The sequence below is a fragment of the Risungbinella massiliensis genome (assembly GCF_000942395.1).
GTDB lineage: Bacteria > Bacillota > Bacilli > Thermoactinomycetales > Thermoactinomycetaceae > Risungbinella > Risungbinella massiliensis.
The window spans coordinates 1,032,266-1,057,271 of sequence record NZ_LN812102.1 but is presented as its reverse complement, the minus strand read 5'-3'; the positions used below and the strand labels follow the sequence as shown (position 1 = coordinate 1,057,271).

Genomic DNA, 25,006 nt, shown 5'->3' with positions numbered 1-25,006 from the left:
AATACTTGTCCCTTGGGAGGAAAAAGAATGTCAAAGAAATTACCACAGGCTACTGCCGCTCTGTTACTGTTTCCGTTAGTTGTAGTCGGATGTTCATTCACAAGTGATTCGGAAAAAACTAGCACTCCAATTGATCCACCTCCAGTGCAAGTGATTAATGCCGAAGCCGTTGCTCAAAAAAATCAAACCGAGGCAAAGCAAGAAGCAACACAGGAAAAGCAAGGAAGTGCAGAACTTTACTTCTTGACTGATTCGCAGTATGTTGCACCATATACAGTCCCTATGACAGAAAACAAAGATGTACAAGCCCAAGCAAAAGCGATTGTACAGAAATTGATTCAAGATGCCCCTGATGCAGCCAAACTACCTAATGGTTTTACTGCTGTTATTCCAAAAGGAACAACTGTGAAGGCGCTAAAGGTAGACAATGGTAAAGCAACTGTGGAGTTCTCAAAAGAGTTTTTAAGTTATGATGTAGCAAAAGAACAGCAAATTTTTCAAGCAATTACTTGGTCTCTCACCAGTCATCCTCAGATTAAAGAAGTAAATCTTTATGTAGAGGGTGCCCCGCTTCAAGCAAAAGGGAAATCTAATACAGCGGGATTAACACGATCCAATGGGATCAATATCGATCTGTCAGCGGGAATCGATATCACCCGTTCCATGCCGGTCACGGTTTACTATCTCATGCAAAATCATGATAAAAAGGTCTTCTATGTACCTGTCACCCGGATGGTCGACCGCTCAGAGAATGTAGCAGCTACTACCATTGCGGAGCTGATCAGAGGACCAAAGTATGGTTCGCAACTTGTTAATGTGATGGATTCTGCTGTAACGTTAAATAAAGTGGAGTTAAAAGGGGATACACTCTACGCCGATTTTAATGAGGCTATGTTACAGTATCAAAATAACAGTGCTGGCAATAATGTACTAAACTCCATTGTGCTATCTTTAACAGAAAATACCACAGCGAAAAAAGTGAAGATTACAGTGAATGGCAATCAAACGATTGGAGTTAGTAGCAATGGAAAGCAGGCAGAAGTACCAGTTGATCGCCCGCAATATGTGAACCCGAGCCAGCTTTAGAGTTTTAGCTCTCGGTCAAAGGATCTCTTTCTTTTTTAAGAGAAAGGGGTCTTTTCTTTGGTTGTTTTTCAAAAAGAAGCCCTAGGGGTATGCTATACTGAAAGAATGATTGGAGGGAACATCCTTGAGATTAGACGGAAGAGAGTTAGATCAATTACGTAATGTAATATTGGAACGCAACTACATAAAACATGCTGAAGGATCAGTGCTTATTTCAGTTGGAGATACTCGTGTTATTTGTACTGCAACAGTAGAAGAACGTGTACCACCTTTTTTGCGCAATAGTGGAAAAGGTTGGATCACTGCAGAATATTCGATGTTACCTCGTGCGACCCAAGCCCGCAATATTCGGGAAGCAGCTAAGGGTAAATTGGGTGGGCGAACCATGGAGATCCAGCGCTTGATCGGGCGCGCACTTCGCTCTGTAGTAGACCTAAAGAAATTGGGTGAGCGCACCATTTGGATCGACTGTGATGTTATACAAGCAGATGGAGGCACCCGCACCGCTTCGATTACGGGAGCATATGTTGCGATGGTAGACGCTTTAGCGACATTAGTGGAAAATCAAATTTTACCAGAACTACCGATACGTGATTTCCTTGCAGCCACCAGTGTAGGGATCGTAAATGGAAAAGCATGTCTAGATCTTTGCTATGAAGAAGATTCCCATGCCCTAGTTGACATGAACATTGTGATGACAGGGGACGGTAAATACATTGAACTACAAGGGACGGGAGAAGAGAATCCATTTTCCCGAGACCAGTTAAATGACCTTTTAGCGCTAGGTGAAAAAGGAGTACAAGAACTAATTGACCTTCAAAAAGAAGCATTAGGAGGGCGCGCTCAATTGGTGAAGGGTGTAAATCAAGTGGAGGGATCTAAATCGTGACCGAATGGCCTTTTCCATATGTGATCATTGCTTCTAGTAATCAGAACAAGATCCGTGAATTTCGTGGTCTGTTTTATGAACAGCTGGGTATAGAAGTGAAAGGATTACATGACATTCCAAATGCGCCTGAGGTAACGGAAGATGCCGATACCTTTGAGGGAAATGCCCGCAAAAAGGCGGAAGAGATCTCGAAGTGGTTAAATGTCCCAGTCATCTCAGATGATTCGGGGCTCGTCGTCCCTGCGCTAGATGGAGAGCCAGGTATCTACTCTGCTCGCTATGCTGGAGAGCATGCTAGTGACTTGGAGAACAATGAGAAACTTCTCCAAAAACTTCGTCAGGTTCCTTGTAATGAGCGAGGAGCTTATTATGTCTGCGTAATGGCACTGGCGATTCCAGGTGAAGAAACGCTCACCGTCAGAGGTGAATTGCATGGTGTTCTCGTCGACGAATTGCAAGGGAGTGGAGGATTTGGTTATGATCCACTCTTTTATCTGCCAGAAGAAGGTGTTACGATGGCAGAGCTTGGGATACCAAGAAGGCAGCAGATAAGTCATCGTTCCCAAGCAACCAAAAAATTAATAGAAGAACTAACAAAGCACTTTCGCTTTGCGGGAAATCGACAGGAGAAACAGATGAGAGTATTGATCGTAAGTGATTCCCATGGAAAAGCTAATCTGCTGAAACAAATTGTAGAACGAGAAAAAGCAGATTATGTGATTCATTGTGGGGATTTTTGTACAGAAAAACATGAATTACCGAAAGTGCCATTAAGTGTAGTTAAAGGCAATTGTGATTGGGAGATGGTGCCGGAAGAGGAGCACTGGGAGGCAGAGGGACTTCGCTTCTATGCGACTCATGGCCATCGATACAATGTAAAAGCTACCAAGATGCCTCTTCGATATCGGGCCGAAGAAGTAAATGCGGATATTGTTTGTTATGGACATACTCATATTCCGATTGCGGAAATGGAAGATGGACGATTGTTTCTCAATCCCGGAAGTATCTCCCTTCCGATCGTAGCTCCTTATCCAACCTATGTGATTTTAACGATAATGGACGATCGAACGGTTCAAGTAAGCTATCGTCAAGTGGATGGACGACCAGCAGAAAAATTAGGCGGTACATTTGTGTTAAAATCCAAATCTTAATAGTTGACAATATGTCTGATCTACGTTAATATAATCCTGTTCACTGAATTGAACGTAGATCTTCTTTTGTCCCAGTAGCTCAGCAGGATAGAGCAACGGCCTTCTAAGCCGTCGGTCGGGAGTTCGAATCTTCCCTGGGACGCCAAACAAAAAAAGTGTCATCTTGGATCACTTTGATCTGAGATGACACTTTTTTTGTGCTTTTATGGGAGGAGATTTCGATGTTCCACCATACGAAAAATAAAGGCGATTTAGGTGTATTGAAAGCTCAGCTTGATCTTTATGAAAAGGGATTATGATTTTATATCCGCAAACGGGAGCATGTTCCATTTGATTTAGTAAACTTTTCCATACTCCAATATTAGTTCGATTGATTTGAGTAAGGGAATGATGGGTCATACCATTTCATTTTTCTCATCTGGAAATAAAGTGAAGATGAATTGGATTAATTTTGGGGATGTGGAATGGTTTATCGATCACGTTAGAAATTCGATCGGTAAACAATCTAGTTCCTCTCAGGCTTCAAATGACAGCCAAGCAGATGAATTAAAGAAGTTTGCGGATTTGAGTGACCAACGAATTATCACAGAAGAAGAATTTCAACTGAAGGAAAAACAGATTTTGGGTTTATAAATACACTAATATTAGTATAGTAGAACTCCCCAGGTGAGGGAGTTTTACTTTTTTATGTTTAATGAATATTAGTAATTAACCGTAATTACCCTTCCCATTATTTCTCGTCGAAATAAGTTTGATCTCTCTATGTCTCAACATAAAAAGATAATCAATTTTATAAATCCCCTACCTAATACTTATACTTTTACAATTTTGGTGAATCAGATAGCTTTAACCGTGCACGTTCTGTAAAACGGAAGTTGCTATCAGGTACCGCATAAGAAACACTAGTACAAATAAAATCGCCAATAGGTGCTACGTCCTTAAGTTTAATCATTAATTCCTTTGTTTGTTCAATTGTAATAAATTCCGCTATCGTCATATGTGCTGAAAATGGAAATTGACGTTTTTGTGCTCCATCGAACACCGATGCCTTTTCTAAAGCTATTCGGATCTTATCTAATTCTTCCTGTGGTTCTATAGCCAAACAAACTCCAGGATGCGGTAAGTAATTTTTCAACGGACCGTAACGAATGGAAAAAGATTTAATACCTGATGAGATTATCTCTAATTCGTTCCAGTCAGCCATGCTGAGAGGTCTGGGTACAGGAATTGTAAGACTAATGTGAGCGTTGCAAGCTGCTGAAGATTTTGGATCATACCTTTCTCGGAGCTCATTCACTTTAGCAAGTAGAGGGTTAGGTGGGAAGAGCAAGAGTACTCCGAATCTGTATTTCTGTTGCCATTTTTCCCACTGACAGATGTTATCAACATACTGTGTTACTATTTTAAACACTCTCCTTAGAGAAAAATAAAGAAAACTTAGTACCTGTAAAGAGTTGATTATTTAGCTTTGCGATACAAGCGGAAAGTGTGAGTCAGGGGGTATTTTGAGATTAGAAATCAAATTCTTTATGTAATAATTATTAATCAAACCAGATTACTCGATCCGCTACGATAAGCATTATTATCTTTGTCGTGTCTTATAGAGTAAATATTCGTCTGATCCCCCTCGAATCCCTTGGGAAAAGCAATCAAAAGGTTTATTTTGATCTGATGATATTTTTGTGTTTTTTCTGGGAATACCGAACCTTTAATATCAGAAACATACAAAATCTATTGGAAGATATTAATATCTATTTTATTTAAAAATGTTTTCATTATATATTTACATTTAATTAAACAATCTATACAATTCATTTAAATAAATATAGTACCAGTGTTTCTAATATAGAAACATTTAAATGTTTGAATTATTATACAGCAAGTCTTGAGTCAATATAAATACTTCGATAGGGGGAATACATAGATTCATTCTTTTTGAGAAGTGTAGAAAGATCATGTTTTTATACTTTTTGCATTTCCTCTTTTTTAAAAATGAAATCTTATTTTAAGGGAGGCAACTACAACTATGAAGAATACAGAATCAATCTCACCACAAGCAACTTCAGATGTAGAAGAAAAACACCCTAGATTATGGGAGCCAGCTACTCTCATCCTCGTAATTGTTACAGCCATTTTGGGCGCTGTTATCGGACTACAGCTTATTGTGACATTAGGAGTTACCCCTAGTACTTCGATTATCGGAGCCATTGTTGCAATGGTACTAGCACGGATTCCGATTGCCTTCCTCAAAAAGTTCCGCTCTGTTCATCGACAAAATTTAATTCAGACCTCTATTTCTTCCGCAACGTTTGGTGCTGCTAATAGCCTGATGATCCCGATCGGTATTCCATTCATACTGGGTCGTTCGGATCTAATCCTGCCGATGTTTATCGGAGCAGTGCTGGCAATGTTGGTAGACACATATCTCCTATATAAAATGTTTGACTCTCGTGTATTCCCTGCTTCAGGTGCTTGGCCACTTGGTACTGCTACTGCGGAAGCGATTGTGGCAGGGGACCAAGGAGGGAAACGTGCAAAATTCCTTGGTTTGGGTGCATTAGGTGGTGTTATTGGGACTTGGATGGGAATTCCAATGTCTGCTTTTGGTACCGCCTTTATCGGAACATGTTTGGTATCGGTCTTTTAGTCAATGGTTATTCCGAACCACTCTTTGGAATGAAATTGGGATCTCTATATATTCCACATGGTCTTATGATTGGTGCGGGTTTAGTCGCCCTTGTTCAAGTGATCCTAGTTGTTACGAAAAAACGAAAAGAAGATATAGCAGTAAACGAAGAACATGGTATCTCGGAAGCTAGTACCAATAAAACGCTTCGCAAAGGTTTCCTTATGTATCTCGGAGTATCTCTTGTGATTGCCGTGTTAGGTGGACTATTGACTGAGATGTCCGTCCCGATGTTTATCGGATTTTTGATCTTTGCCGCTTTTGCCGCTTATTTCCATGAACTGATTGTCGGGATTGCTGCCATGCACTCTGGTTGGTTTCCTGCATTTGCAGTGGCGTTGATCACCCTTGTGATCGGGATTATGGTTGGTTTCCCACCAGTAGCTTTGGCTTTACTCGTCGGTTTTAGTGCAGCGACGGGACCGGCTTTTGCAGATATGGGTTATGACTTAAAAGCGGGTCATATGCTCCGCAAAGGGAAAAGTCGTCAGTATGAGAAGGACGGTAGAGCTCAGCAATACTACACTGGTTTGGTTGCGTTTGGAGTAGCTGCATTGGCTGTTTTCCTCAGCTACAAGAGCTTCTTTGCACAAGATCTTGTCCCACCAGTTGACCGTGTTTATGTGGCAACCATTCAAGCTGGAATCTCTTCTGATGTAGCGATGAAATTGCTATTGTGGGCGATTCCTGGAGCTATCTTGCAATGGATTGGTGGTCCAAACCGTCAGTTAGGAGTCTTGTTTGCAACGGGTTTATTGATCACCATGCCTGCAGCAGGTTGGGCAGTCTTAGCAGGGATCGTGATCCGTTTCTTCATTCGCAAGTTCAAAGGCGAAGAAGCGGAGAAGTCTATGGGGATCGTGGCTGCTGGGTTTATCGCAGGAGATGCAGTCTATAGCTTTGGAGGTTCGATCGTAGATGCGGCCAAAGGAGGTACCAAATAATGAAAATCAAGTTAACGGCTGAACTAGGTAAAGCAGCTGTCTATGGTGGAGCAGTCCTCGGAGGGGGAGGAGGCGGCTGGATCCAAGAAGGACTTCACTCGGTCGAGAGTGCCCTCCAAGCTGGAACCCCTGTTCTGCACACGATCGATGAGTTTGCGGATGAAGATCATGTGGTAACCGTCTCATTAGTAGGAGCACCAGCTGCACCGGAAGCACATGTCGTTCCAGAATATAGTGTGAAAGCACTACAGCTATTGGAGGAGCATTATGCTCATCCTATACGAGGCATTATGACGAATGAAAACGGAGCTGATACCACCGTAAATGGTTGGTATCAAGCTGCTGTTACGGGAAAGCCATTGCTCGATGCGCCTTGTAATGGTCGTGCTCATCCAACTGGAAGCATGGGCTCACTAAACTTATCAGAGCAAGAAGGTTATGTTTCCCTTCAAGCAGCAGTGGGTGGAGCAAGAGAGCATTATGTAGAGAGCTTCTACCGAGGTTCATTAGATGCATGTTCCTCCTTGGTACGTCAAGCGAGTATTGCGGCAAATGGTTTAGTCGCAGTAGCTCGTAACCCAGTAGCCATTTCGTATATAAAAGAACATGCTGCGATTGGTGGGATTCAGCAGGCGATCCAAGTTGGACAAGCTTTGCTTTCTGCTAAAGGAGAAAAAGCAATCCAGAACGTACTAGATTTGCTGGGTGGTCAGTGGCTAGCTTCTGGAATAGTACAGGAAGCAGAGCTTACGACGACCGGTGGGTTTGATGTAGGAAAAGTGGTAGTGGATCAACATGAAGTCACCTTTTGGAATGAGTATATGACGGTAGAATATGATGGGGAACGCTTAGCAACCTTTCCTGACCTTATCATGACATTTGATCTGGAAACAGGTATGCCACTCATATCTGCTGAAATTCGTGCCAGACAAAAGGTTGCCCTGATCCAAGTGCCTAAGGAAAAACTGCTTCTGAGCTCTACTATGTCCAATGAGCGGTTGTTAAAGAGTGTAGAACCGGTGATTCAGAAAACAATCATAGGTGTACAGTAATTTTCTACTTATACAACAATTACTTAAATCCTTAAATCATAAATAGAGAGTCTAGATCTGATACATCATGATGTTTTGGATCTAGATTCTGCTCTACTGAAAAATGAACGCTACATCATAGGAGGCACAATAAATGGCATTATTGGAAACATTACAAGTTTTGGATTTAGTAGATCGTGCAGATGCATCTGGAGCAATAATTGCAGAGCTGTTTCGTGATTTTCCAGCAGTCCAAGTAGAAGTGAAAAAAATTACTGGAGATGAGGGTAGTACTGACTTTGTGCGTATCCTGATTCCAGGTACGAATGGAAAAAGTACAGGTGGAGATGCTCCTACCTTTGGAATTATTGGCCGTTTAGGAGGATTAGGTGCTCGTCCTAGCCGTATTGGTTTTGTCTCGGATGGAGATGGTGCTGTTGCGGCGATCACTGGGGCATATAAACTAGCAAAAATGAATCAAAATGGAGACAAGCTCAAAGGAGATGTCATCGTTGCTACTCATGTTTGCCCAGATGCTCCTACTCAACCACACGAACCGGTAGACTTTATGGGTTCTCCAGTCGATATGCAAGCTATGAATGAATATGAAGTAGATCCTGCTATGGAAGCAATTCTCTCTATTGATACCACCAAAGGAAACCAGATTATTAATCATCGTGGATTTGCGATCTCTCCAACAGTAAAAGAAGGTTATATCCTACGTGTTAGCCCTGATCTTGTCCGAATCATGGAGATGACGACTGGTCAACGAGCAGTTACTTTCCCGATTACGACTCAAGATATTACTCCTTATGGAAATGGAGTCTACCATGTAAATAGTATCTTGCAGCCAACAGTGGCTACCAGTGCCCCAGTTGTAGGAGTTGCCATCACAGCAGAAACTGCAGTACCTGGTTGTGGTACAGGTGCCTCTCATGAAGTAGATATTGCGGCAGCAGCTCGCTACGCTGTAGAGGTAGCAAAAGAGTTTACAAATGGGACTGCTACGCTGCATGATGCAGATGAATTTGCTCACCTTGAGAATCTATATGGGCCAATGAAAGTGCTCCAAACGTTTGGTAAAGTGTATTCGAAGTAAGCGATAAACATATTTCAAGTAATCAAACCACCAAAGACTTAGTGAAACTCATGCTACAGTCTTCTTGAGTGGTTTGATTACTATAGAGTCTTTGACTTTGAACTAACGTTTTCTTTCGTGCTAAATAGATTTATTCATCTAGCGTGATCATCTTTTCATCTAAGGGGAGAAGCCTAATGAAAAAAATAGGAGTACTTACGATCGGACAAGCTCCACGTACTGATATTGAAGAGGTTCTCTTTGCACATTTGACTCGTGAGATGGTAATTCAAAGAGGGGCTCTGGACGGATGGACGAAACAAGAAATTGAAGAGAAGTTTTCACCCGCCCCAGAAGAAGAGCTTGTTCTTACTACCAAACTTAATACAGGGGAATCGGTGATATTGGCTGAAGAGAAGATAGTACCCCTGCTCCAAGAGAAAGTGATAGCATTAGAAAAAGATGGTTGTAGTACCATCCTCCTTTTATGTACAGGAGAGTTTCCTACACTTCGATCTCGTCGGGCCTTATTATTACAGCCAGATCGAGTCTTAGCACGTGTAATTGATGCTATTCTTCCGTCAGGCAAGTTAGGGGTTCTCTGTCCTTTACCAGAACAACAACAAATGATTCGTGAAAAATGGTCTTCTTACAAAGGAGATCTCTTGTTGGAATCCGTCTCACCATACACAGGCAGACCAGAAGAGTTTGAGCAAGCAGCAGCTAGATTCCGAGAAAATGGTGCAGACATTATTGTGTTAGATTGTATGGGCTATCAACCATCCCAACGAAAAATCGTACAAACAGGAAGTGGAGCACCTGTGTTACTTTCTGTGTCTTTACTGGCTCGTATAGCTGGTGAAGTGATTGCTGATTAACGTTTAGGACTGTTAGCTTCTATTACTTTTGTGAATCAGAATGGATGGATCACGAGTGCAATAGTAGAGGAGCGCCTTTTTATTTGTATGTAAGATACAATCTATGTGGAAAACGGATTTATGCTTTAGGTGTTTCATGATCATTATCAATGAAAAGAGGAATCTGATAATATGAGTTCTCATTTATTGGATATCAGTAAAAACCTGTTAACTTCTAGTCTAAACGTACAAACGCATGAACAAATTTTGATCGTCTGCGATCCAGAAAAAAGAGAACTAGCCGATGCAGTCTACCAAGCAGCTACCGAGTTAGCTAGTGAAGCAATATTGATGGAGATGAAATGTCGTGCTAAAAGCGGCGAAGAGCCACCTAGAGCAGTCAGTGAAGCGATGAAACAAGTAGATGTTGCTGTTTGTATTACGACAGAATCGCTCACTCACACCAAAGCGAGAAAAGAAGCAGCGGCATTGGGAGTGCGAGTTGCAACAATGCCAGGTATAACGGAAGACTTGTTTAGCCAAGGTGCAATTACCGCAGATTATGGTGAGGTAAAAGATTTAACAGAGAAAGTGACCAAACTACTACGAGATGGAAAGAAAGTACGCATTACCAAAGATGGAAAAGAGATTACATTTTCCGTTGAGGGACGAAATGGAATACCCAGCACAGGCGTTTATCGAAACAAGGGCGAATCTGGGAATCTTCCCTCTGGTGAAGCCTATATTGCTCCTATAGAAGGATCTGCAAATGGAGAAATTACCGTCGATGGTTCGATCGCAGGAATTGGAAAGGTGACAGAACCTCTTAAAATCAGAGTGGAGAATGGTCGGTTAGTCGAAGCAATGGGAGAACAAGGACAACAGCTACTTACCATGCTAGGAGACAAAGCAGGACGAGAATTAGGTGAGTTTGGAATTGGAACCAATGAATGGGCGCGAATCACGGGGGTAGTATTGGAAGATGAGAAAGTAGCGGGAACCATTCACTTGGCATTTGGTAGCAATCATACCTTTGGGGGAACCGTAGACGCAGGGGTACATATTGATTTGGTGATTACAAAGCCGAGTATTTGGATTGATGAGAAGTTGGTTATGGAAGATGGAGAGTTTTGCTTTTAGGATGAGTGCTCCATTTGTTAGGTTGGAAGCTGTAGATTCATATTGCTGAACCTCCAACCTTAAAGGATTTCATATCTTTTTTATGAAGTGTAAATAAGATTAAACGAAATACACTTAGGGGATGAGAATTTATTCCATCCCCTAAAAGTTATTTTTAGGGATGATTGGTAAGCATATTTGTATGGACTCCAAACATTCTTTATAAGTCACAACATGGCAAAATATGTCACGGTCGGAATGAAGAAACCAAAAGTCCAGGCAATTTTGATCAGCAGATATGGCGTCACCGCTATGGCGGCACCATAACCGCAGATTTTACGCATCTTCATCATTCGTGAGGCCTGCTGCTCTGCTGTTGTCATATTGTCACCTCGGACACGAGCGCTGGGTGGGCGGTGCTTGGGGTGTGTGTTCCTTGTTCCTGAGAGTGGATGATGATCGTCATTTTGATCCCCTTCTTTTTCGTTTTATCCTCAAATAAAATCCATAAAGACTGAATATTTAAATATGATTTGCCTGTATAAATAATAACATCAAATAAGATGGAAGAGATAACAAACACGTAGAGAAGGTTTTAGATAGGAATAAGGGTAAGAAGATCAAAAGTATAAGTTGAAAGTTGATGCGAAAAAAAGAAGCAACATCAAACAGGACTCTGTAAAATAAACATATACAGCAACAGAAAAAATAAAGTCCCATATGTAAACAGGCTTAAAAATTCCCAACTGCCAAGAGTTTCTTTTGCATTATTTCGAGCTGTGCTATAATATACAAGTTGCAAAAAGGAAAATCGGCAAGTCTGGTACTCAGCTGATTGCATGGACAACGTAAGCCAGAAGTTTTGGAACTTAGAGAAACGAATGGCAAGAGAGTATTTCTTGTAGGTTGAATGCAACAGCCTCGGTACATATATATTCTACTTGACTAGATTGAGTTGATTCAGGAGGTCGCTAGAGATGAAAGCTAGTTGGGAAAAAACAGAAACAAATAAAGGTGTTTTGACTGTTGAAACAGATGAGCAAACAGTAGCACAAGCCCTTGATAAAGCATTTAAAAAAGTTTCCTTAAAGGTAAATATTCCTGGTTTCCGTAAAGGGAAAGTTCCACGTAAGTTATTCGAACAGCGTTTTGGGGTAGAAACTTTGTATCAAGATGCTCTCGATATTATGTTGCCAGAAGCATATGAAGCTGCTATTCGTGAAACTGGTATCGAACCAGTAGATCGTCCAGAAGTGGATGTTGAGCAAATTGAGCAAGGTAAACCAATGATCTTTAAAGCAACCGTAACGGTTAAGCCAGAAGTGAAATTGGGTGACTACAAAGGACTTAAAGTAGAAGAGAAAGACTACTCTGTTTCTGCTGAAGATGTAAGCTCTGAGTTAGAGCGTATGCAAAAGCAACAAGGTGTCTTGAAATCTGTTGAAGATGCTCCAGCTGAAAAAGGCGACAAAGTAATCATCGACTTTGAAGGATTCAAAGATGGTGTTGCGTTTGAAGGTGGCAAAGGAGAAAACTACACCCTTGAGCTTGGTTCGAACTCTTTCATCCCTGGTTTTGAAGATCAATTGATCGGCGTAAAAGCGGGAGAAGAAAAAACGGTAGAAGTAACCTTCCCAGAAGAGTACCATGCAGAAGATCTCGCTGGTCAACCTGCTACTTTCCAAGTGAAAGTACATGAAGTAAAACGTACGGAGCTTCCAGAGCTCGATGATGAGTTTGCACAAGATGTAAGCGAGTTCGAAACGTTGGCTGAGTTGAAAGCAGACGTAGAAAACAAGCTAAACGAAGGCAAACAAAAAGAAAAAGAGAACGATCTTCGCAATCAGTTAGTGGAACTTGCTGCTAACAATGCTGAGATAGAGATTCCAGAAGTGATGGTAGAGCACGAAGTAGGTCACATGTTGCAAAACTTCGAGCAACAATTGAGCTATCAAGGTTTGAACCTTGATCTATATAGCCAATTCACTGGCCAATCTACTGACGATCTCAAAGAGCAATTCAAAGCAGATGCTGCGAAGAAAGTTCGTGCGGATCTCGTTCTAGAAGCGATCGCGAAAGCTGAGAACCTCGAAGTAACCGAAGAGGAGCTCGAAAATGAATTGAAAGAGACTGCTGAGTCCGTAAAACGCGACGTTGCAGAAGTTCGCCAAATATTGGAAGCAAATGGTCAAATCGAAGTAATGAAAGCACAACTACGCAATAAGAAAACGATTGATCTACTTGTATCTGAAAGCCAAAATGCGGCATAATGGAATAAGGTGAAGGAGAACAAGGCACGCCAAACACGTGCCTTGTTTTTCAAACCAAAGAACTAACATTTCGTGTTGTACATAACCAGATTCACAAAGGATTAAGCTGTTTTCAACACTTTCGAATTGAGGTGTTATCTATGCCTGTCATCCCAATGGTGGTAGAACAGTCGAACCATGGTGAGAGAGCCTACGATATTTACTCTCGACTGTTAAAAGATCGGATTGTCTTTATCGGTGGTCCTATCGATGACAATGTAGCCAATGCAGTAGTGGCTCAGCTGCTCTTTTTAGCAGCAGAAGATCCAGACAAGGACATACATATGTACATAAACTCACCAGGTGGTTCGGTAACCGCTGGTATGGCGATTTTTGACACCATGAATTACATCAAGCCAGATGTTTCTACCATGTGTGTCGGACTAGCAGCGAGTATGGGGGCATTTCTCCTCGCAGCTGGTCAAAAAGGAAAGCGTTATGCTCTTCCAAATAGTGAAGTAATGATCCACCAACCACTTGGTGGGGCACAAGGACAAGCATCTGATATCAAGATTCATGCAGATTGGATCTTGCGCACTCGTGAACAATTGAATCGAATTCTCTCCGAGAATACTGGTCAGCCCCTAAACAAAGTGGCAACCGATACGGATCGCGATAACTTCATGAGTGCCGAAGAAGCAAAAGCTTACGGATTGGTCGATGATGTTCTCACCCGACCAAAGTAATACTTGAAAGGGGTGAAAGATATGTTCAAATTCAACGAAGAAAAAGGGCAACTCAAATGCTCCTTCTGTGGAAAATCACAAGACCAAGTACGTAAATTGGTAGCAGGGCCTGGAGTTTATATTTGCGACGAGTGCATTGAGCTTTGCAACGAAATCGTCGAAGAAGAGTTGGGTAATGAAGAGGACATTGATCTTCAAAACCTACCGAAACCTCAAGAGATTTATAGTATCTTAAACCAGTATGTGATCGGACAAGATCAAGCTAAAAAATCTCTCGCGGTAGCTGTTTACAATCACTACAAGCGAATCAATAGCAACACCAAGTCAGATGATGTAGAGCTTTCGAAATCGAACATCATGATGATTGGACCAACAGGTAGCGGGAAAACATTGTTAGCACAAACACTAGCTCGGATTTTGAATGTGCCTTTTGCCATTGCGGATGCTACTTCCCTCACCGAAGCCGGTTATGTTGGAGAAGATGTGGAAAACATTTTACTTAAACTAATCCAAGCTGCCGATTATGATGTAGAGAAAGCAGAACGTGGCATTATTTACATCGATGAGATCGATAAAGTAGCACGGAAATCAGAGAACCCATCGATTACCAGAGATGTATCAGGTGAAGGGGTGCAACAAGCTCTACTCAAGATTTTAGAAGGTACGGTGGCGAGCGTTCCTCCACAAGGTGGTCGTAAACACCCACATCAAGAATTCATTCAGATTGATACGAGTAATGTACTATTTATCTGTGGTGGAGCTTTTGATGGCTTAGAGCAAATTATCAAGCGTCGGATTGGGAAAAAGGTAATCGGTTTTAGTTCTGACATGCAACAACAGGATCTAAAACCAGGTGAATACTTACAACTAGCACTCCCAGAAGACTTGCTCAAATTTGGTCTAATACCCGAGTTTGTAGGTCGTCTTCCAGTCATCTCTACGCTAGAACCACTTGATGAGGGAGCTCTCATTCAAATCTTGACTGAGCCTAAAAATGCCCTCATCAAGCAATACAGCAAATTGTTAGAAATGGATGATGTTGAACTAGAAGTGCAAGAAGGTGCACTACGTGCGATTGCGGAAGAAGCAATCAAGCGTAAAACGGGTGCTCGTGGACTGCGTGCGATCATCGAATCGATCATGTTGGATGTGATGTTTGATATACCATCTCGTGAAGACATCACCAAATGTATCGTCACGGAAGAGAGCGTCATCGAAAAGATAAAACCGCAATTAGCTACCAAAGATGGGGCTATAACGAAAAATAAAAAAGAGGAAAGTGCCTAAGTTTTTCTTTCTTCTAAAACGGAAATAAAAGGTCAACCTTCTATTTTCTCCTGCATCTACCTTTTTGGGTAGGTGCTTTTTTCTGCTCTTTTTGGACAATTTATGTTAGAATAGAATAGCTCTAATCTAGGATCGGTTGGAAACAGTTAAAATCGGAGCAGCTCTCTTGATAGAGCTGTTTTTTAGGTCAGATAGAAAGGCAGTGAATTCTGTGTTATTGAGGCTTTCCGTAGTGGATCGCAAGAGGTATTTCGCCTTTGTGGACAAACATCCATATCGAAACTTCTTGCAATATCCTTCTTGGGCAGATTTAAAGGCGGAAATGCGATGGGCATCAGAATTCCTCGGCTGGTTTACCGAAGAAGGCAAAATGGTCGGGGGAGCCCTTGTGCTGTATCGAAAAGTTCCAGGGTTAAATAAGTTTTTAGCATACATACCAAGAGGTCCGATGATTGACTGGTACGCCACTTTTCCTCTCAAAAGTTGGTTTTTACCTCTATTTCGTCATTTGAAGCAAAGACATGTTTTTAGTGTCAAAATAGACCCACCACTTGTACAGAAAAAATGGTCTGCGACTACGATCAGGGAGGGTCTAAAAGAGATTCAAACATATGGACCAAAAAAACGAATCCCAGATCTCTTGCCAGATCTCATTTACAATGATGTAGAGTTCATTCAACAAGAATTAGCAGGAATGGGATGGAAACAAAACTTAGTGCCGGATAGTTTGGATACGGTACAACCACAATTTGTTTATCGACTACAATTATCTGGAAAATCGCTCGATCAAATCTTTTCTGAATTTGATTCGGTGTGGCAAAAAAAGATTTATCAGGCTGAATGGGAAGGGGTAGACATCCGAATTGGAACCAAAAAAGATCTACCTCAATTTTATCAGCTGATTGATATGACCGCCAAGCAAGAACAAGTACAAACACGGCACCTAACGTATTTTGAAAAAATGTTTGATGCTCTCAGCAAAGAATCAGACGATCGTATTCGAGTCTATTTGGCATATCAGGATCAAAAGTTACTCAGTACTGCACTTGCCATATCAGTACCCGGACAAACTTGGGATTTGTATAGCGCCAAGCAAGGCAAATCGGATCACCCAGCTAGTTATTTGTTGCGTTGGAGAATGATTCAGGATGCATATGCTAAAAAAGATCATACTTATGATTTCCGTGGAGTTAGCACTACGTTAAATGACAAAGATCCCGACTTTGACTTACTGCGTTTTAAGAGCGGATTTGGTGGGGATGTATGTGAGTTGATGGGAGAATGGGATTTTCCAGTAATTCCTATGCTTCATTGGGCATTTGATATGTATATGAAAAAAAGATAATAAGAGCAGTCCCTTTTCGGTCATACTACCGTTAGATAACGAATAGTGGAGGAAAGGGATGTTTCCGCATGACTTGGACTGCACTCATCATGTTGCTGCAAGTCTTCTTTTCTATCATCATAGGCATATATTTTTGGAACTTACTTAGAGGACAACAAACTAGTCGCAGCGCTGTAGACAAGGAGTCGCGCAAAGAATTTGAAAAACTCCAGAAGATGAGACAGGTGAGACTCACAGAACCGCTTTCAGAACGAACTCGTCCAAGTAAACTTGAGGAAGTAGTGGGGCAGACGGAAGGCATTCGTGCACTAAAAGCGGCGATTTGTGGTCCTAATCCGCAACATGTACTCATCTATGGCCCACCAGGAGTAGGCAAAACAGCTGCGGCTCGTATTATATTGGAAGAGGCCAAGAAGAATGAGCGCTCTCCCTTTGGTGCAGATGCTACGTTTGTCGAATTAGACGCTACCACCGCACGATTTGATGAACGTGGTATTGCCGATCCACTCATAGGCTCTGTACATGATCCAATTTATCAAGGTGCAGGGGCGATGGGGGTTGCTGGGATTCCACAGCCAAAACCAGGAGCTGTCACGAAAGCTCATGGGGGGATTCTGTTTATCGATGAGATCGGTGAATTACATACGGTCCAGATGAACAAGCTACTAAAAGTTTTGGAAGATCGTAAAGTTTTTTTAGAAAGTGCTTACTATAGTTCAGAAGATCAGAATACTCCTTCTCATATCCATGATATTTTTCAGAATGGTCTACCTGCAGATTTTCGACTGATTGGTGCTACTACCCGTACACCAGAAGAAATTCCTCCTGCGATCCGTTCACGTTGTATGGAAATTTTCTTCCGTCCACTACTTGCAGGAGAGATTGAAAAAGTAGCCACACAGGCGTTAGAACGAGTTTCCTTTGCTTACGACTCGGATGCTGTAGAGTTAATTACTCGTTTCGCTACCAACGGACGAGATGCAGTCAATATTGTACAGACAGCAGTGGGGATCGCTCTGACAGAGGGACGACATCAAATTTCACGGACTGATGTAGAGTGGGTAGTTCATAGTAGTCAGCTAACTCCTAGACCCGATGGGAAAATGCCGACTGAATCCCAGATTGGACTTGCGACAGGGCTTGCAGTATATGGGCCGAATCAAGGAATGGTGCTGGAGGTAGAAGTAACTGCTACTCCCACTTTAGATGGAAGAGGTAGTCTTTCGATTACAGGTGTGGTAGAGGAAGAAGAGATGGGTGGCGGACATCGAACGCTTAGAAGGAAGAGTATGGCACGCAATTCAGTGGAGAATGTGTTGACCGTGCTTCGTAACTTGGGAGTTAATACCAGCCGCCATCATCTGCATGTTAATTTTCCTGGTGGTGTTCCCATCGATGGCCCATCCGCAGGTATTACGATAGCAACTGCTATTTATTCCGCAGTGAAACAACTCCCAATTGATCATCGTCTTGCTATGACAGGGGAGCTAAGTATCCATGGGAATGTGAAGCCAATTGGTGGAGTGATTGCCAAAGTCGAAGCAGCTGCTCAGGCAGGTGCCACACGGGTTATTATTCCGAAAGAGAACATGCAAGCTAGTCTTCAAAGTATAAAAGGAGTTAAAGTGATCCCAGTGGCGAGATTGGAAGAAGTCTTTCAAACCGTTTTTGAGGAAAAGCCGATTGAAAAACGAGATGAAGAATCTAGTTTGGAAATGAGTACAAATGATCTTGCTTTTTCTTAGCAGGTGTCTTCCGAGTAAAAAAGAAAGTATAATGTAAGTTAGGGCGTCGCTTCCATGAATTCATTTTACATTTGGAAGCGACTACTGCTATCCGAAAAAGATAGCTTTATACATATCGTAAAGTTTATTTCCATTACTAAAAACACATAGGGTATATACGAATGGAACAGACAACTGGATCAGCTTAAGGATTAAATTTAGTGGAAATTAGGGAAAAGTGCTGATCTGTCTAATCATAGACAGCAAACGACGAATAGGATAAAATCGTACAAAACTTGTGACAAGTTCCTTTCGTATGACAGCAATGGAGGTGCATGTATGGCCGGAAAAGAAGAGGAACTGGTACTACCCCTTCTCCCCTTACGAGGACTATTGGTCTTTCCGACCATGGTTCTTCATTTAGATGTAGGTCGGGAGAAGTCCGTTGAAGCGTTAGAAAAAGCAATGTTGGGAGAGCACCATATATTGCTTGCAAGTCAAAGAGATGCACAGGTGGAAGAACCAGACCAAGATGAGATATATGAGATGGGTACGGTTTCGAAAATTCGCCAAATGCTAAAGCTACCAAATGGGACTGTGCGTGTCTTGATAGAAGGAGTTTATCGTGGCAAAATCCGATCTTTTACGGAAGAAGATTCTTTTTATGAAGTAGAAGTTGAAAAAGTAGAAGATGTGGGTGAACCAGATCAACATACAGAAGCTCTTATGAGAACGGTATTGGATCAGTTTGAACAATACTTACGTCTTTCCAAGAAAGTCTCTTCTGAGACCTTTGCATCTGTTTCCGATATTGAAGATCCAGGTAAATTAGGGGATATGATCGCTTCTCATCTACCGCTGAAAATGTCAGAAAAACAAGCTATCTTGGAGCTTGTTCATGTAGAAGAGCGATTAGAACGGATTCTCTCATACTTGCATAATGAAAGTGAAGTTTTGGAGTTAGAGAAAAAAATAAGTACGCGTGTCAAAAAGCAAATGGAAAAAGCGCAAAAAGAGTATTACTTGCGTGAACAGATGAAGGCGATTCAAAAAGAATTAGGAGAGAAAGAGGGCCGTGCTGGCGAAGTGGAAGAACTTCGGAAAAAGCTCTCCCAACTTATTGCCCCTGATTCAGTAAAAGAGAAGATCGAACGAGAATTGGATCGGCTTGAAAAAATTCCAAATACCTCCGCAGAAGGTGGCGTAGTTCGTACTTATATTGATTGGCTACTAGATATTCCTTGGGATAAAGAGACAGAAGATGATCTTTCGATTCAAAAGGCGGAAAAGGTGCTGAACGAGGATCATTATGGTCTCGAGAAAGCAAAAGAACGAATCCTAGAATATTTAGCTGTTCAGCAGATGGTAAAGAAACTACGTGGACCAATCTTATGTTTAGTAGGACCACCAGGAGTAGGGAAAACCTCTCTTGCCAAATCGATTGCTCGGGCCCTTAATCGGAAGTTTGTACGGATTAGCCTAGGCGGAGTACGAGATGAAGCCGAGATTCGTGGACATCGTCGCACTTATGTGGGAGCAATGCCTGGTCGGATTATTCAAGGGATGAAAACCGCTGGCACTTCGAATCCTGTCTTTTTGTTAGATGAAATTGATAAAATGGCAAGCGATTTCCGTGGTGATCCTGCTTCTGCTCTATTAGAAGTGTTAGACCCTAACCAAAATAACACGTTTAGTGACCATTATGTCGAGATTCCATATGATCTATCGAAAGTGATGTTTGTCACCACTGCTAATAGTATGTATTCCATTCCTCGACCACTTTTGGATCGGATGGAAGTTCTCTACATTGCTGGTTACACAGAACTAGAAAAAGAGAAGATTGCCAAAACATATCTCGTTCCTAAGCAGATGGAAGAACATGGCTTGTCCAAAGAAAATATATTAATTCAGTCCAATGCTATTGTGAAGGTAATTCGCAATTACACGAGAGAAGCAGGTGTCCGTAATTTGGAACGGACTATTGGAACACTCTGTCGAAAAGCAGCAAGACAATTAGTCGGTGCCAAAGAAAAGAAAAAGGTAGTCGTCACAGCACGCAATCTGCCAAAGTATTTGGGTGCAGAGAAATTCCGTTATGGAAAAGCAGAAGAGCAAGATCAGGTAGGACTAGCAACAGGGCTAGCTTGGACGGAGCTTGGTGGAGATACCCTTTCGATTGAGGTAACGCTATTGCCAGGAAAAGGAAGACTAACCTTGACCGGTAAACTTGGGGATGTCATGAAAGAATCAGCTCAAGCTGCTTTTACCTATATTCGCTCACGGGCAGAGGAATTAGGGATTGACCCGGCATTCCATGAGTCCAAAGATGTCCATATCCATGTTCCAGAAGGTGCAATACCGAAAGATGGTCCATCTGCTGGGATCACGATGGCGACGGCGATGGTCTCCGCATTATCAGGTACTCCTGTATCTCGTGAAGTAGCAATGACGGGTGAGATTACTTTGCGTGGGCGTGTGCTGCCAATTGGAGGGCTTAAAGAAAAGTCTCTTGCTGCTCACCGTGCTGGCATTAAACATGTACTATTACCAAAGGAAAATGAGAAAGACTTAGAAGAAATCCCAAAAAGCATTCTTAGCGAGATGACCTTTACTCCAGTAGAACATATAGATGAAGTTCTCCAAATTGCGTTAGTGAGGAAACCGAATGAAAATCACGAAAGCTGATTTTGTAATTAGCGCAGTGAAGCCACCTCAATTCCCAGAAGACGCCCTGCCAGAGCTTGCATTGGCTGGGCGCTCTAATGTGGGGAAGTCTTCGCTGATTAATTCCTTAATCAATCGAAAAAACCTAGCTCGGACAAGCTCAAAACCAGGTAAGACCCAAACGATTAACTTTTATCTGATTAATGATTCCTTTTACTTTGCTGATGTTCCAGGGTATGGTTATGCCAAAGTCTCCAAAACACAGCGTGCCGAGTGGGGAAAAATGATGGAGACTTATTTTACAACTCGGGAGAATCTCAAAGGAGTCGTCCAAATTATCGATCTGCGTCACCCACCTACTGCGGATGACCGAACGATGTATGACTTTTTAAAACATTACGAGATCCCAGTCTTGGTAGTCGCTACCAAAGCGGACAAGATCCCGAAAGGGAAATGGCAAAAACATCTGAAGGTAGTGAAAGAAGGATTGGATTTAGATCCTCAAGATAAGATTCTTTACTATTCTTCTGAAACGAAGGAAAACAAAGACCAGGTATGGAAGTTGATTCGAGAATATCTTCAATTGGGCACTCATCCCGAACAACCAGAATAAAATACAACAATAGAGAGAACCGAAAGGTAGGGAGAGGCATGAACAGAAAAACACGAGTTGCAGTCTTATTTGGAGGAAAGTCTGGGGAACACGATGTATCCCTTCATTCTGCTTCTTCTGTTATGAAAGCAATGGATCCAAATCGGTATGAGGTTTACCCAATTGCGATTAACAAACAAGGAGAGTGGCTACCAGGAACAGATGCTCTTCCGCTACTTGAGGGGAAATTAGAAGAGGAACATGTGGAAGCAATTTCTAGTCAGCTACCTGTCCTTGCTACAGCTTCTAATGGTGGTGGTTCACTACCAGCATTTCGAATGAATGAAATAGATGTGATCTTTCCAGTATTACATGGAACATTTGGAGAAGACGGAACCGTACAAGGAATGTTAGAAATAGCGAATATTCCGTATGTAGGAGCCGGAGTGTTGGCTTCTGCAGTAGGGATGGACAAAGTACTTTCCAAGAAAGTATTCCGAGATGCTGGTCTTCCACAAGGTGAATTTACTTATTTCCTTCGACGCGAGTGGGAAAAAGATTCCGAAGCGATCATAGCGAAGATCGAGTCCAAGTTCCAATATCCTGTCTTCCTCAAACCAGCAAACTTGGGCTCTAGTGTTGGTATTTCGAAAGCAGGAAATCGGGAAGAACTGATCGAGGGAATCCATTTGGCGATCAAATATGACCGCAAAGTGGTGGTAGAGGAATTTATTCCAGCACGAGAAATAGAAGTAGCTGTACTTGGGAACGATGATCCTGTAGCCTCCATGCCTGGAGAGATCATCTCCTCCAATGATTTTTATGATTATAATGCAAAATATGTAGATGGCAAATCTATTATCGAGATTCCTGCCAAACTACCAGCAGATAAATTGGAACAGATTCGTGAATGGGCAATTAAGGCGTATAAAGCGATTGATTGTTCTGGTTTGTCTCGTGTCGATTTCTTCTATCGTAAAGATAATGGAGAGATCCTAATCAATGAAATCAACACCATGCCAGGATTCACGCAATTTAGCATGTACGCTAAAATGTGGGAGCAGTCTGGCGTTTCGTACTCCGAGTTGGTTGATCGTTTAATCGAACTAGCTTTGGATCGTTTTGAAGATAAGCAAAAATCGTTTAATAGTATTTAAGAGATCATATACTTAATCCAAACAAGACCAAGTTCACTAAGGAACTTGGTCTTGTTTATAAACCATGTTACTAGCTGAAGTTATGTAAGGTTTTACTTACCCTTAAAATAATCCTTCATAATCTCCTTCGCCCAAGCAGGTTGGTGCACTTCTTCACGTGGAGAGAACTCTTGAAAGTATGGTTTGATATCTACCACTGGTGTGCCGTTTAGTGCGTCCAATCCCTGCACTTGCAACTGTAATCCATCTACTGATATCAACTTGCATCGAGATAGACCCAGTTTATTGGGGCGAGATTTGACACGTTGTGCAAAGACACCGACCTTGGGAAGGTGTGTAAGGTTACGTGGATGTCTTGCTCCATTTTGGATTTTCTCATCAGATACTAAATGCATATAGTAGATCACTTCTAGATGGGAGAATTCTTCCAAACCAAGAGTTGACTCAGGAAAAACTATTTTGGGATCTAAAATAATAGTAGAGACTACACTTCCCCAGTAATCGTCTTCAATAATGGATCGATCATTCTGAATTAACCCAATACTTTCAAGTTCGATTTTCATGGACATTCCCTCATTTCCAAACACTCTAGTCATGTTATTTCAACAAACTGGTCAGAACAATCTCAGTATATCGCATAGCAATATAGATAAGACAGGTGAGTAACAAATGCTATGCTATTTTGTGGTATGGTTTAGGCAAGATTTGAAAAAAGAATAGCAATTATTGTCATAATATTATAGCAATGGTAAAATCAATATAGATTCACAATTTTATAAAAAATACGAGAAGGAGGTTATCCTATTGGTAAAACGTAGAAGCTTCATTCGAAATCTAATTAGTTTGCTGCTAGTTTTTTCCATGATTCCATTACCCTTGTTGGCGATGCAAGAAAATGCTCAAACTAACAATCAAATGAAAGCGGATACACAAAACGTTGATCCATCTCGAATCGACCATTTGGGATCATATTATTATGCATTCCTAAAAGCATCCAAGGAATTCCATGTTCCGAAAGAGATTCTTTTGGCAGTAGGTTATGCCGAAAGTCGTTGGCAAGATCATAAAGGACAACCAAGTCAATTAAATGGTTATGGAATGATGCATTTAGCAGATAATCCTAATAATCAAAGTCTAAAAAAGGCTAGTCAGTTACTGCAAGTATCAGAAGATAAACTAAAGACCGATATTTCTCTAAATATACGAGGTGCTGCTGTCGTTTTAGCAAATCTAGCGAAGGAACATAATGATGGCAAATTGCCTAATAAATTAGAAGATTGGTATACAACAGTTGCTGCATATAGTGGTCTTACTACTCCTTTAACAAAAAAATGGTATGCTGATGAAGTTTATCAGATTATCAATCAAGGGGCGTATCGAGAAGTAGATGGGCAAGATCTCTATCTTCCTCCAACAAACGTGTCCCCTAATCGAAAAGAATATGAGAACGTTCGAGATTTTCAGGCCTTTGCAACTCCAGATTATCCTAATGCCCGTTGGGTCGCAGCACATAGTAGCAATTATACAAGCGCAAATCGCGAATCAGATGGTAATTCTATCGATTATATTATTCTTCATACAACCCAAGGATCTTATAGTGGAGCAATTAGTTGGTTCCAGAATTCAGCTTCGAATGTAAGTGCGCATTATGTAATTCGTTCCAGTGATGGTCAGGTAACACAAATGGTTCAGAATAAAGATATCGCTTGGCATGCTGGTAACTGGGATTATAATGTTCACAGTATCGGGATTGAACATGAAGGCTATGTGAGTGACCCAGCTTGGTATACAGATAGCATGTACCGCTCTTCTGCTAATCTAACCAAATGGCTCGCCGATAAATATGGTATCCCAAAAACACGCTCACGCATTATCGGTCATAACGAAGTACCAGGAGCAACGCATACTGATCCTGGTCCTCATTGGGATTGGACTTACTATATGTCGCTTGTAAATGGTAGCTCTACTTCGGGAATTATCGTAGACAACTCTACTTCAGGACGGTTTTTAGCAAGTGGCAATTGGGATGGAAGTTCTTGGAGCAGTCAAAAATACGGAACCGATTATCGATTTACAACTCCACAGGCTGTCAGTGATGCTGCTTGGTACAAAATAAATGTTCCTACGTCTGGAACCTACGATGTTTATGCATGGTGGCCAGCTAATAGTGGATATAACAATTCTACCCCGTATGTTATTAAAACAACTACTGGAAACAAAACAGTCCATGTCGATCAAAGATCAAATGGTGGAAAGTGGAATTTATTAGGGACGTTTAGTATAGCGGCTGGAGACGATTATGTTGTTGGTGTTTCTAGGTGGACAACAGGTACAGGCTATGTGATGGCAGATGCAGTCAAATTGGTGAAGAGGTAATAAGGAAACCCGAGTACCGTTTATT

At 41.7% G+C, this 25,006-nt stretch carries 20 protein-coding genes, 1 tRNA gene and 3 pseudogenes; 21 read left to right on the top strand and 3 right to left on the bottom strand.

Annotation, left to right across the window (positions count from 1 at the left end):
- The first annotated feature begins 27 nt into the window (after nucleotides 1–27).
- The 7 genes and pseudogenes from VJ09_RS05645 (at nucleotide 28) to VJ09_RS05625 (ending at nucleotide 3,759) form a co-directional block, all read left to right on the top strand.
- A complete protein-coding gene (locus VJ09_RS05645; protein ID WP_044640623.1) occupies nucleotides 28–1,086 on the top strand; it encodes a GerMN domain-containing protein in 1,059 nt (352 codons plus the stop codon).
- Between the two features lie 124 nt (nucleotides 1,087–1,210).
- Entirely contained in the window at nucleotides 1,211–1,975 is a 765-nt protein-coding gene (gene rph / locus VJ09_RS05640) for a ribonuclease PH (RefSeq protein ID WP_044640622.1), read from the top strand.
- Nucleotides 1,976–1,995: 20 nt separating this feature from the next.
- Nucleotides 1,996–2,565: pseudogene (locus tag VJ09_RS18800) on the top strand (XTP/dITP diphosphatase); the annotation flags it as partial.
- Between the two features lie 45 nt (nucleotides 2,566–2,610).
- Entirely contained in the window at nucleotides 2,611–3,126 is a 516-nt protein-coding gene (locus VJ09_RS18795) for a metallophosphoesterase (RefSeq protein ID WP_230199133.1), read from the top strand.
- Nucleotides 3,127–3,194: 68 nt separating this feature from the next.
- Nucleotides 3,195–3,271 (top strand) — tRNA-Arg (locus VJ09_RS05630).
- Nucleotides 3,272–3,347: 76 nt separating this feature from the next.
- Nucleotides 3,348–3,467: pseudogene (locus VJ09_RS19135) on the top strand (group I intron-associated PD-(D/E)XK endonuclease); the annotation flags it as partial.
- 94 nt (nucleotides 3,468–3,561) lie between these two features.
- Entirely contained in the window at nucleotides 3,562–3,759 is a 198-nt protein-coding gene (locus tag VJ09_RS05625) for a hypothetical protein (protein WP_230199145.1), read from the top strand.
- Between the two features lie 187 nt (nucleotides 3,760–3,946).
- Here the strand turns inward: VJ09_RS05625 and VJ09_RS05620 are convergent, their stop codons facing one another.
- The gene (locus VJ09_RS05620; protein ID WP_044640621.1) at nucleotides 3,947–4,537 is read right to left on the bottom strand and encodes a 2'-5' RNA ligase family protein; all 591 of its coding nucleotides are present in this window, start codon (nucleotides 4,535–4,537) and stop codon (nucleotides 3,947–3,949) included.
- Between the two features lie 615 nt (nucleotides 4,538–5,152).
- Here VJ09_RS05620 and VJ09_RS05615 point away from each other — a divergent pair.
- From VJ09_RS05615 to VJ09_RS05595, 5 genes and pseudogenes are all read left to right on the top strand, one after another.
- A pseudogene (locus tag VJ09_RS05615) lies at nucleotides 5,153–6,756 on the top strand (OPT/YSL family transporter).
- Nucleotides 6,756–7,808: a DUF917 domain-containing protein gene (locus VJ09_RS05610; protein WP_187118681.1), complete on the top strand. Its 1,053-nt coding sequence runs from the start codon at nucleotides 6,756–6,758 to the stop codon at nucleotides 7,806–7,808. The pseudogene VJ09_RS05615 and the gene VJ09_RS05610 overlap by 1 nt, the downstream one beginning before the upstream one ends.
- A gap of 133 nt (nucleotides 7,809–7,941) precedes the next feature.
- Complete coding sequence (locus tag VJ09_RS05605) at nucleotides 7,942–8,886, top strand: DUF1177 domain-containing protein (RefSeq protein ID WP_044640619.1); 945 nt, start codon at nucleotides 7,942–7,944, stop codon at nucleotides 8,884–8,886.
- A 176-nt stretch (nucleotides 8,887–9,062) separates the two neighbouring features.
- Complete coding sequence (locus VJ09_RS05600; protein WP_044640618.1) at nucleotides 9,063–9,743, top strand: AroM family protein; 681 nt, start codon at nucleotides 9,063–9,065, stop codon at nucleotides 9,741–9,743.
- 171 nt (nucleotides 9,744–9,914) lie between these two features.
- Nucleotides 9,915–10,862, top strand: a complete 948-nt coding sequence (locus VJ09_RS05595) for an aminopeptidase (RefSeq protein ID WP_044640617.1) — start codon at nucleotides 9,915–9,917, stop codon at nucleotides 10,860–10,862.
- Nucleotides 10,863–11,068: 206 nt separating this feature from the next.
- Here VJ09_RS05595 and VJ09_RS18370 read toward each other — a convergent pair whose 3' ends face one another.
- Nucleotides 11,069–11,224, bottom strand: coding sequence for a hypothetical protein (locus tag VJ09_RS18370; RefSeq protein WP_154662345.1), 156 nt, complete (start codon nucleotides 11,222–11,224; stop codon nucleotides 11,069–11,071).
- Between the two features lie 594 nt (nucleotides 11,225–11,818).
- On the opposite strand from VJ09_RS18370, the gene tig reads away from it, so the two are divergent.
- The 8 genes from tig to VJ09_RS05555 all read left to right on the top strand — a co-directional run bounded on the left by tig (nucleotide 11,819) and on the right by VJ09_RS05555 (nucleotide 22,605).
- Nucleotides 11,819–13,111, top strand: coding sequence for a trigger factor (gene tig / locus VJ09_RS05590; protein WP_044640616.1), 1,293 nt, complete (start codon nucleotides 11,819–11,821; stop codon nucleotides 13,109–13,111).
- A gap of 140 nt (nucleotides 13,112–13,251) precedes the next feature.
- Nucleotides 13,252–13,836: an ATP-dependent Clp endopeptidase proteolytic subunit ClpP gene (gene clpP / locus VJ09_RS05585; RefSeq protein ID WP_044640615.1), complete on the top strand. Its 585-nt coding sequence runs from the start codon at nucleotides 13,252–13,254 to the stop codon at nucleotides 13,834–13,836.
- 21 nt (nucleotides 13,837–13,857) lie between these two features.
- Nucleotides 13,858–15,123, top strand: a complete 1,266-nt coding sequence (gene clpX, locus VJ09_RS05580; protein ID WP_044640614.1) for an ATP-dependent protease ATP-binding subunit ClpX — start codon at nucleotides 13,858–13,860, stop codon at nucleotides 15,121–15,123.
- A 202-nt stretch (nucleotides 15,124–15,325) separates the two neighbouring features.
- Nucleotides 15,326–16,468, top strand: coding sequence for a lipid II:glycine glycyltransferase FemX (locus tag VJ09_RS05575; RefSeq protein ID WP_325063580.1), 1,143 nt, complete (start codon nucleotides 15,326–15,328; stop codon nucleotides 16,466–16,468).
- A 68-nt stretch (nucleotides 16,469–16,536) separates the two neighbouring features.
- Nucleotides 16,537–18,213 (top strand): ATP-dependent protease LonB, encoded by a 1,677-nt coding sequence (lonB, locus tag VJ09_RS05570; protein ID WP_044640613.1) that lies wholly within the window; start codon nucleotides 16,537–16,539, stop codon nucleotides 18,211–18,213.
- Between the two features lie 318 nt (nucleotides 18,214–18,531).
- Nucleotides 18,532–20,877 (top strand): endopeptidase La, encoded by a 2,346-nt coding sequence (lon, locus tag VJ09_RS05565; protein WP_044640612.1) that lies wholly within the window; start codon nucleotides 18,532–18,534, stop codon nucleotides 20,875–20,877.
- Nucleotides 20,858–21,469, top strand: a complete 612-nt coding sequence (yihA, locus tag VJ09_RS05560; RefSeq protein ID WP_044640611.1) for a ribosome biogenesis GTP-binding protein YihA/YsxC — start codon at nucleotides 20,858–20,860, stop codon at nucleotides 21,467–21,469. The genes lon and yihA overlap by 20 nt, the downstream gene beginning before the upstream one ends.
- Before the next feature lie 38 nt (nucleotides 21,470–21,507).
- Entirely contained in the window at nucleotides 21,508–22,605 is a 1,098-nt protein-coding gene (locus VJ09_RS05555; protein ID WP_044640610.1) for a D-alanine--D-alanine ligase, read from the top strand.
- Nucleotides 22,606–22,697: 92 nt separating this feature from the next.
- On the opposite strand, the gene VJ09_RS05550 is transcribed toward VJ09_RS05555, so the two are convergent.
- Complete coding sequence (locus VJ09_RS05550) at nucleotides 22,698–23,168, bottom strand: SAM-dependent methyltransferase (RefSeq protein WP_044640609.1); 471 nt, start codon at nucleotides 23,166–23,168, stop codon at nucleotides 22,698–22,700.
- 241 nt (nucleotides 23,169–23,409) lie between these two features.
- On the opposite strand from VJ09_RS05550, the gene VJ09_RS05545 reads away from it, so the two are divergent.
- On the top strand, nucleotides 23,410–24,981 hold the full coding sequence (locus tag VJ09_RS05545) for a golvesin C-terminal-like domain-containing protein (RefSeq protein WP_052807232.1): 1,572 nt from the start codon (nucleotides 23,410–23,412) through the stop codon (nucleotides 24,979–24,981).
- Nucleotides 24,982–25,006 lie beyond the last annotated feature (25 nt).

Bases quoted from the DNA above. Each gene is read 5' to 3' on its own strand.
- VJ09_RS05600 (WP_044640618.1), top strand. From the start codon at position 9,063: ATGAAAAAAATAGGAGTACTTACGATCGGACAAGCTCCACGTACTGAT.
- clpX (WP_044640614.1), top strand. From the start codon at position 13,858: ATGTTCAAATTCAACGAAGAAAAAGGGCAACTCAAATGCTCCTTCTGT.
- VJ09_RS05605 (WP_044640619.1), top strand. From the start codon at position 7,942: ATGGCATTATTGGAAACATTACAAGTTTTGGATTTAGTAGATCGTGCA.
- VJ09_RS18370 (WP_154662345.1), bottom strand. From the start codon at position 11,224: ATGACAACAGCAGAGCAGCAGGCCTCACGAATGATGAAGATGCGTAAA.
- VJ09_RS05625 (WP_230199145.1), top strand. From the start codon at position 3,562: ATGAATTGGATTAATTTTGGGGATGTGGAATGGTTTATCGATCACGTT.
- VJ09_RS05610 (WP_187118681.1), top strand. From the start codon at position 6,756: ATGAAAATCAAGTTAACGGCTGAACTAGGTAAAGCAGCTGTCTATGGT.
- lon (WP_044640612.1), top strand. From the start codon at position 18,532: ATGGCCGGAAAAGAAGAGGAACTGGTACTACCCCTTCTCCCCTTACGA.
- VJ09_RS05550 (WP_044640609.1), bottom strand. From the start codon at position 23,168: ATGAAAATCGAACTTGAAAGTATTGGGTTAATTCAGAATGATCGATCC.
- lonB (WP_044640613.1), top strand. From the start codon at position 16,537: ATGACTTGGACTGCACTCATCATGTTGCTGCAAGTCTTCTTTTCTATC.
- clpP (WP_044640615.1), top strand. From the start codon at position 13,252: ATGCCTGTCATCCCAATGGTGGTAGAACAGTCGAACCATGGTGAGAGA.
- yihA (WP_044640611.1), top strand. From the start codon at position 20,858: ATGAAAATCACGAAAGCTGATTTTGTAATTAGCGCAGTGAAGCCACCT.
- VJ09_RS05645 (WP_044640623.1), top strand. From the start codon at position 28: ATGTCAAAGAAATTACCACAGGCTACTGCCGCTCTGTTACTGTTTCCG.
- tig (WP_044640616.1), top strand. From the start codon at position 11,819: ATGAAAGCTAGTTGGGAAAAAACAGAAACAAATAAAGGTGTTTTGACT.
- VJ09_RS05555 (WP_044640610.1), top strand. From the start codon at position 21,508: ATGAACAGAAAAACACGAGTTGCAGTCTTATTTGGAGGAAAGTCTGGG.
- VJ09_RS05595 (WP_044640617.1), top strand. From the start codon at position 9,915: ATGAGTTCTCATTTATTGGATATCAGTAAAAACCTGTTAACTTCTAGT.
- VJ09_RS18795 (WP_230199133.1), top strand. From the start codon at position 2,611: ATGAGAGTATTGATCGTAAGTGATTCCCATGGAAAAGCTAATCTGCTG.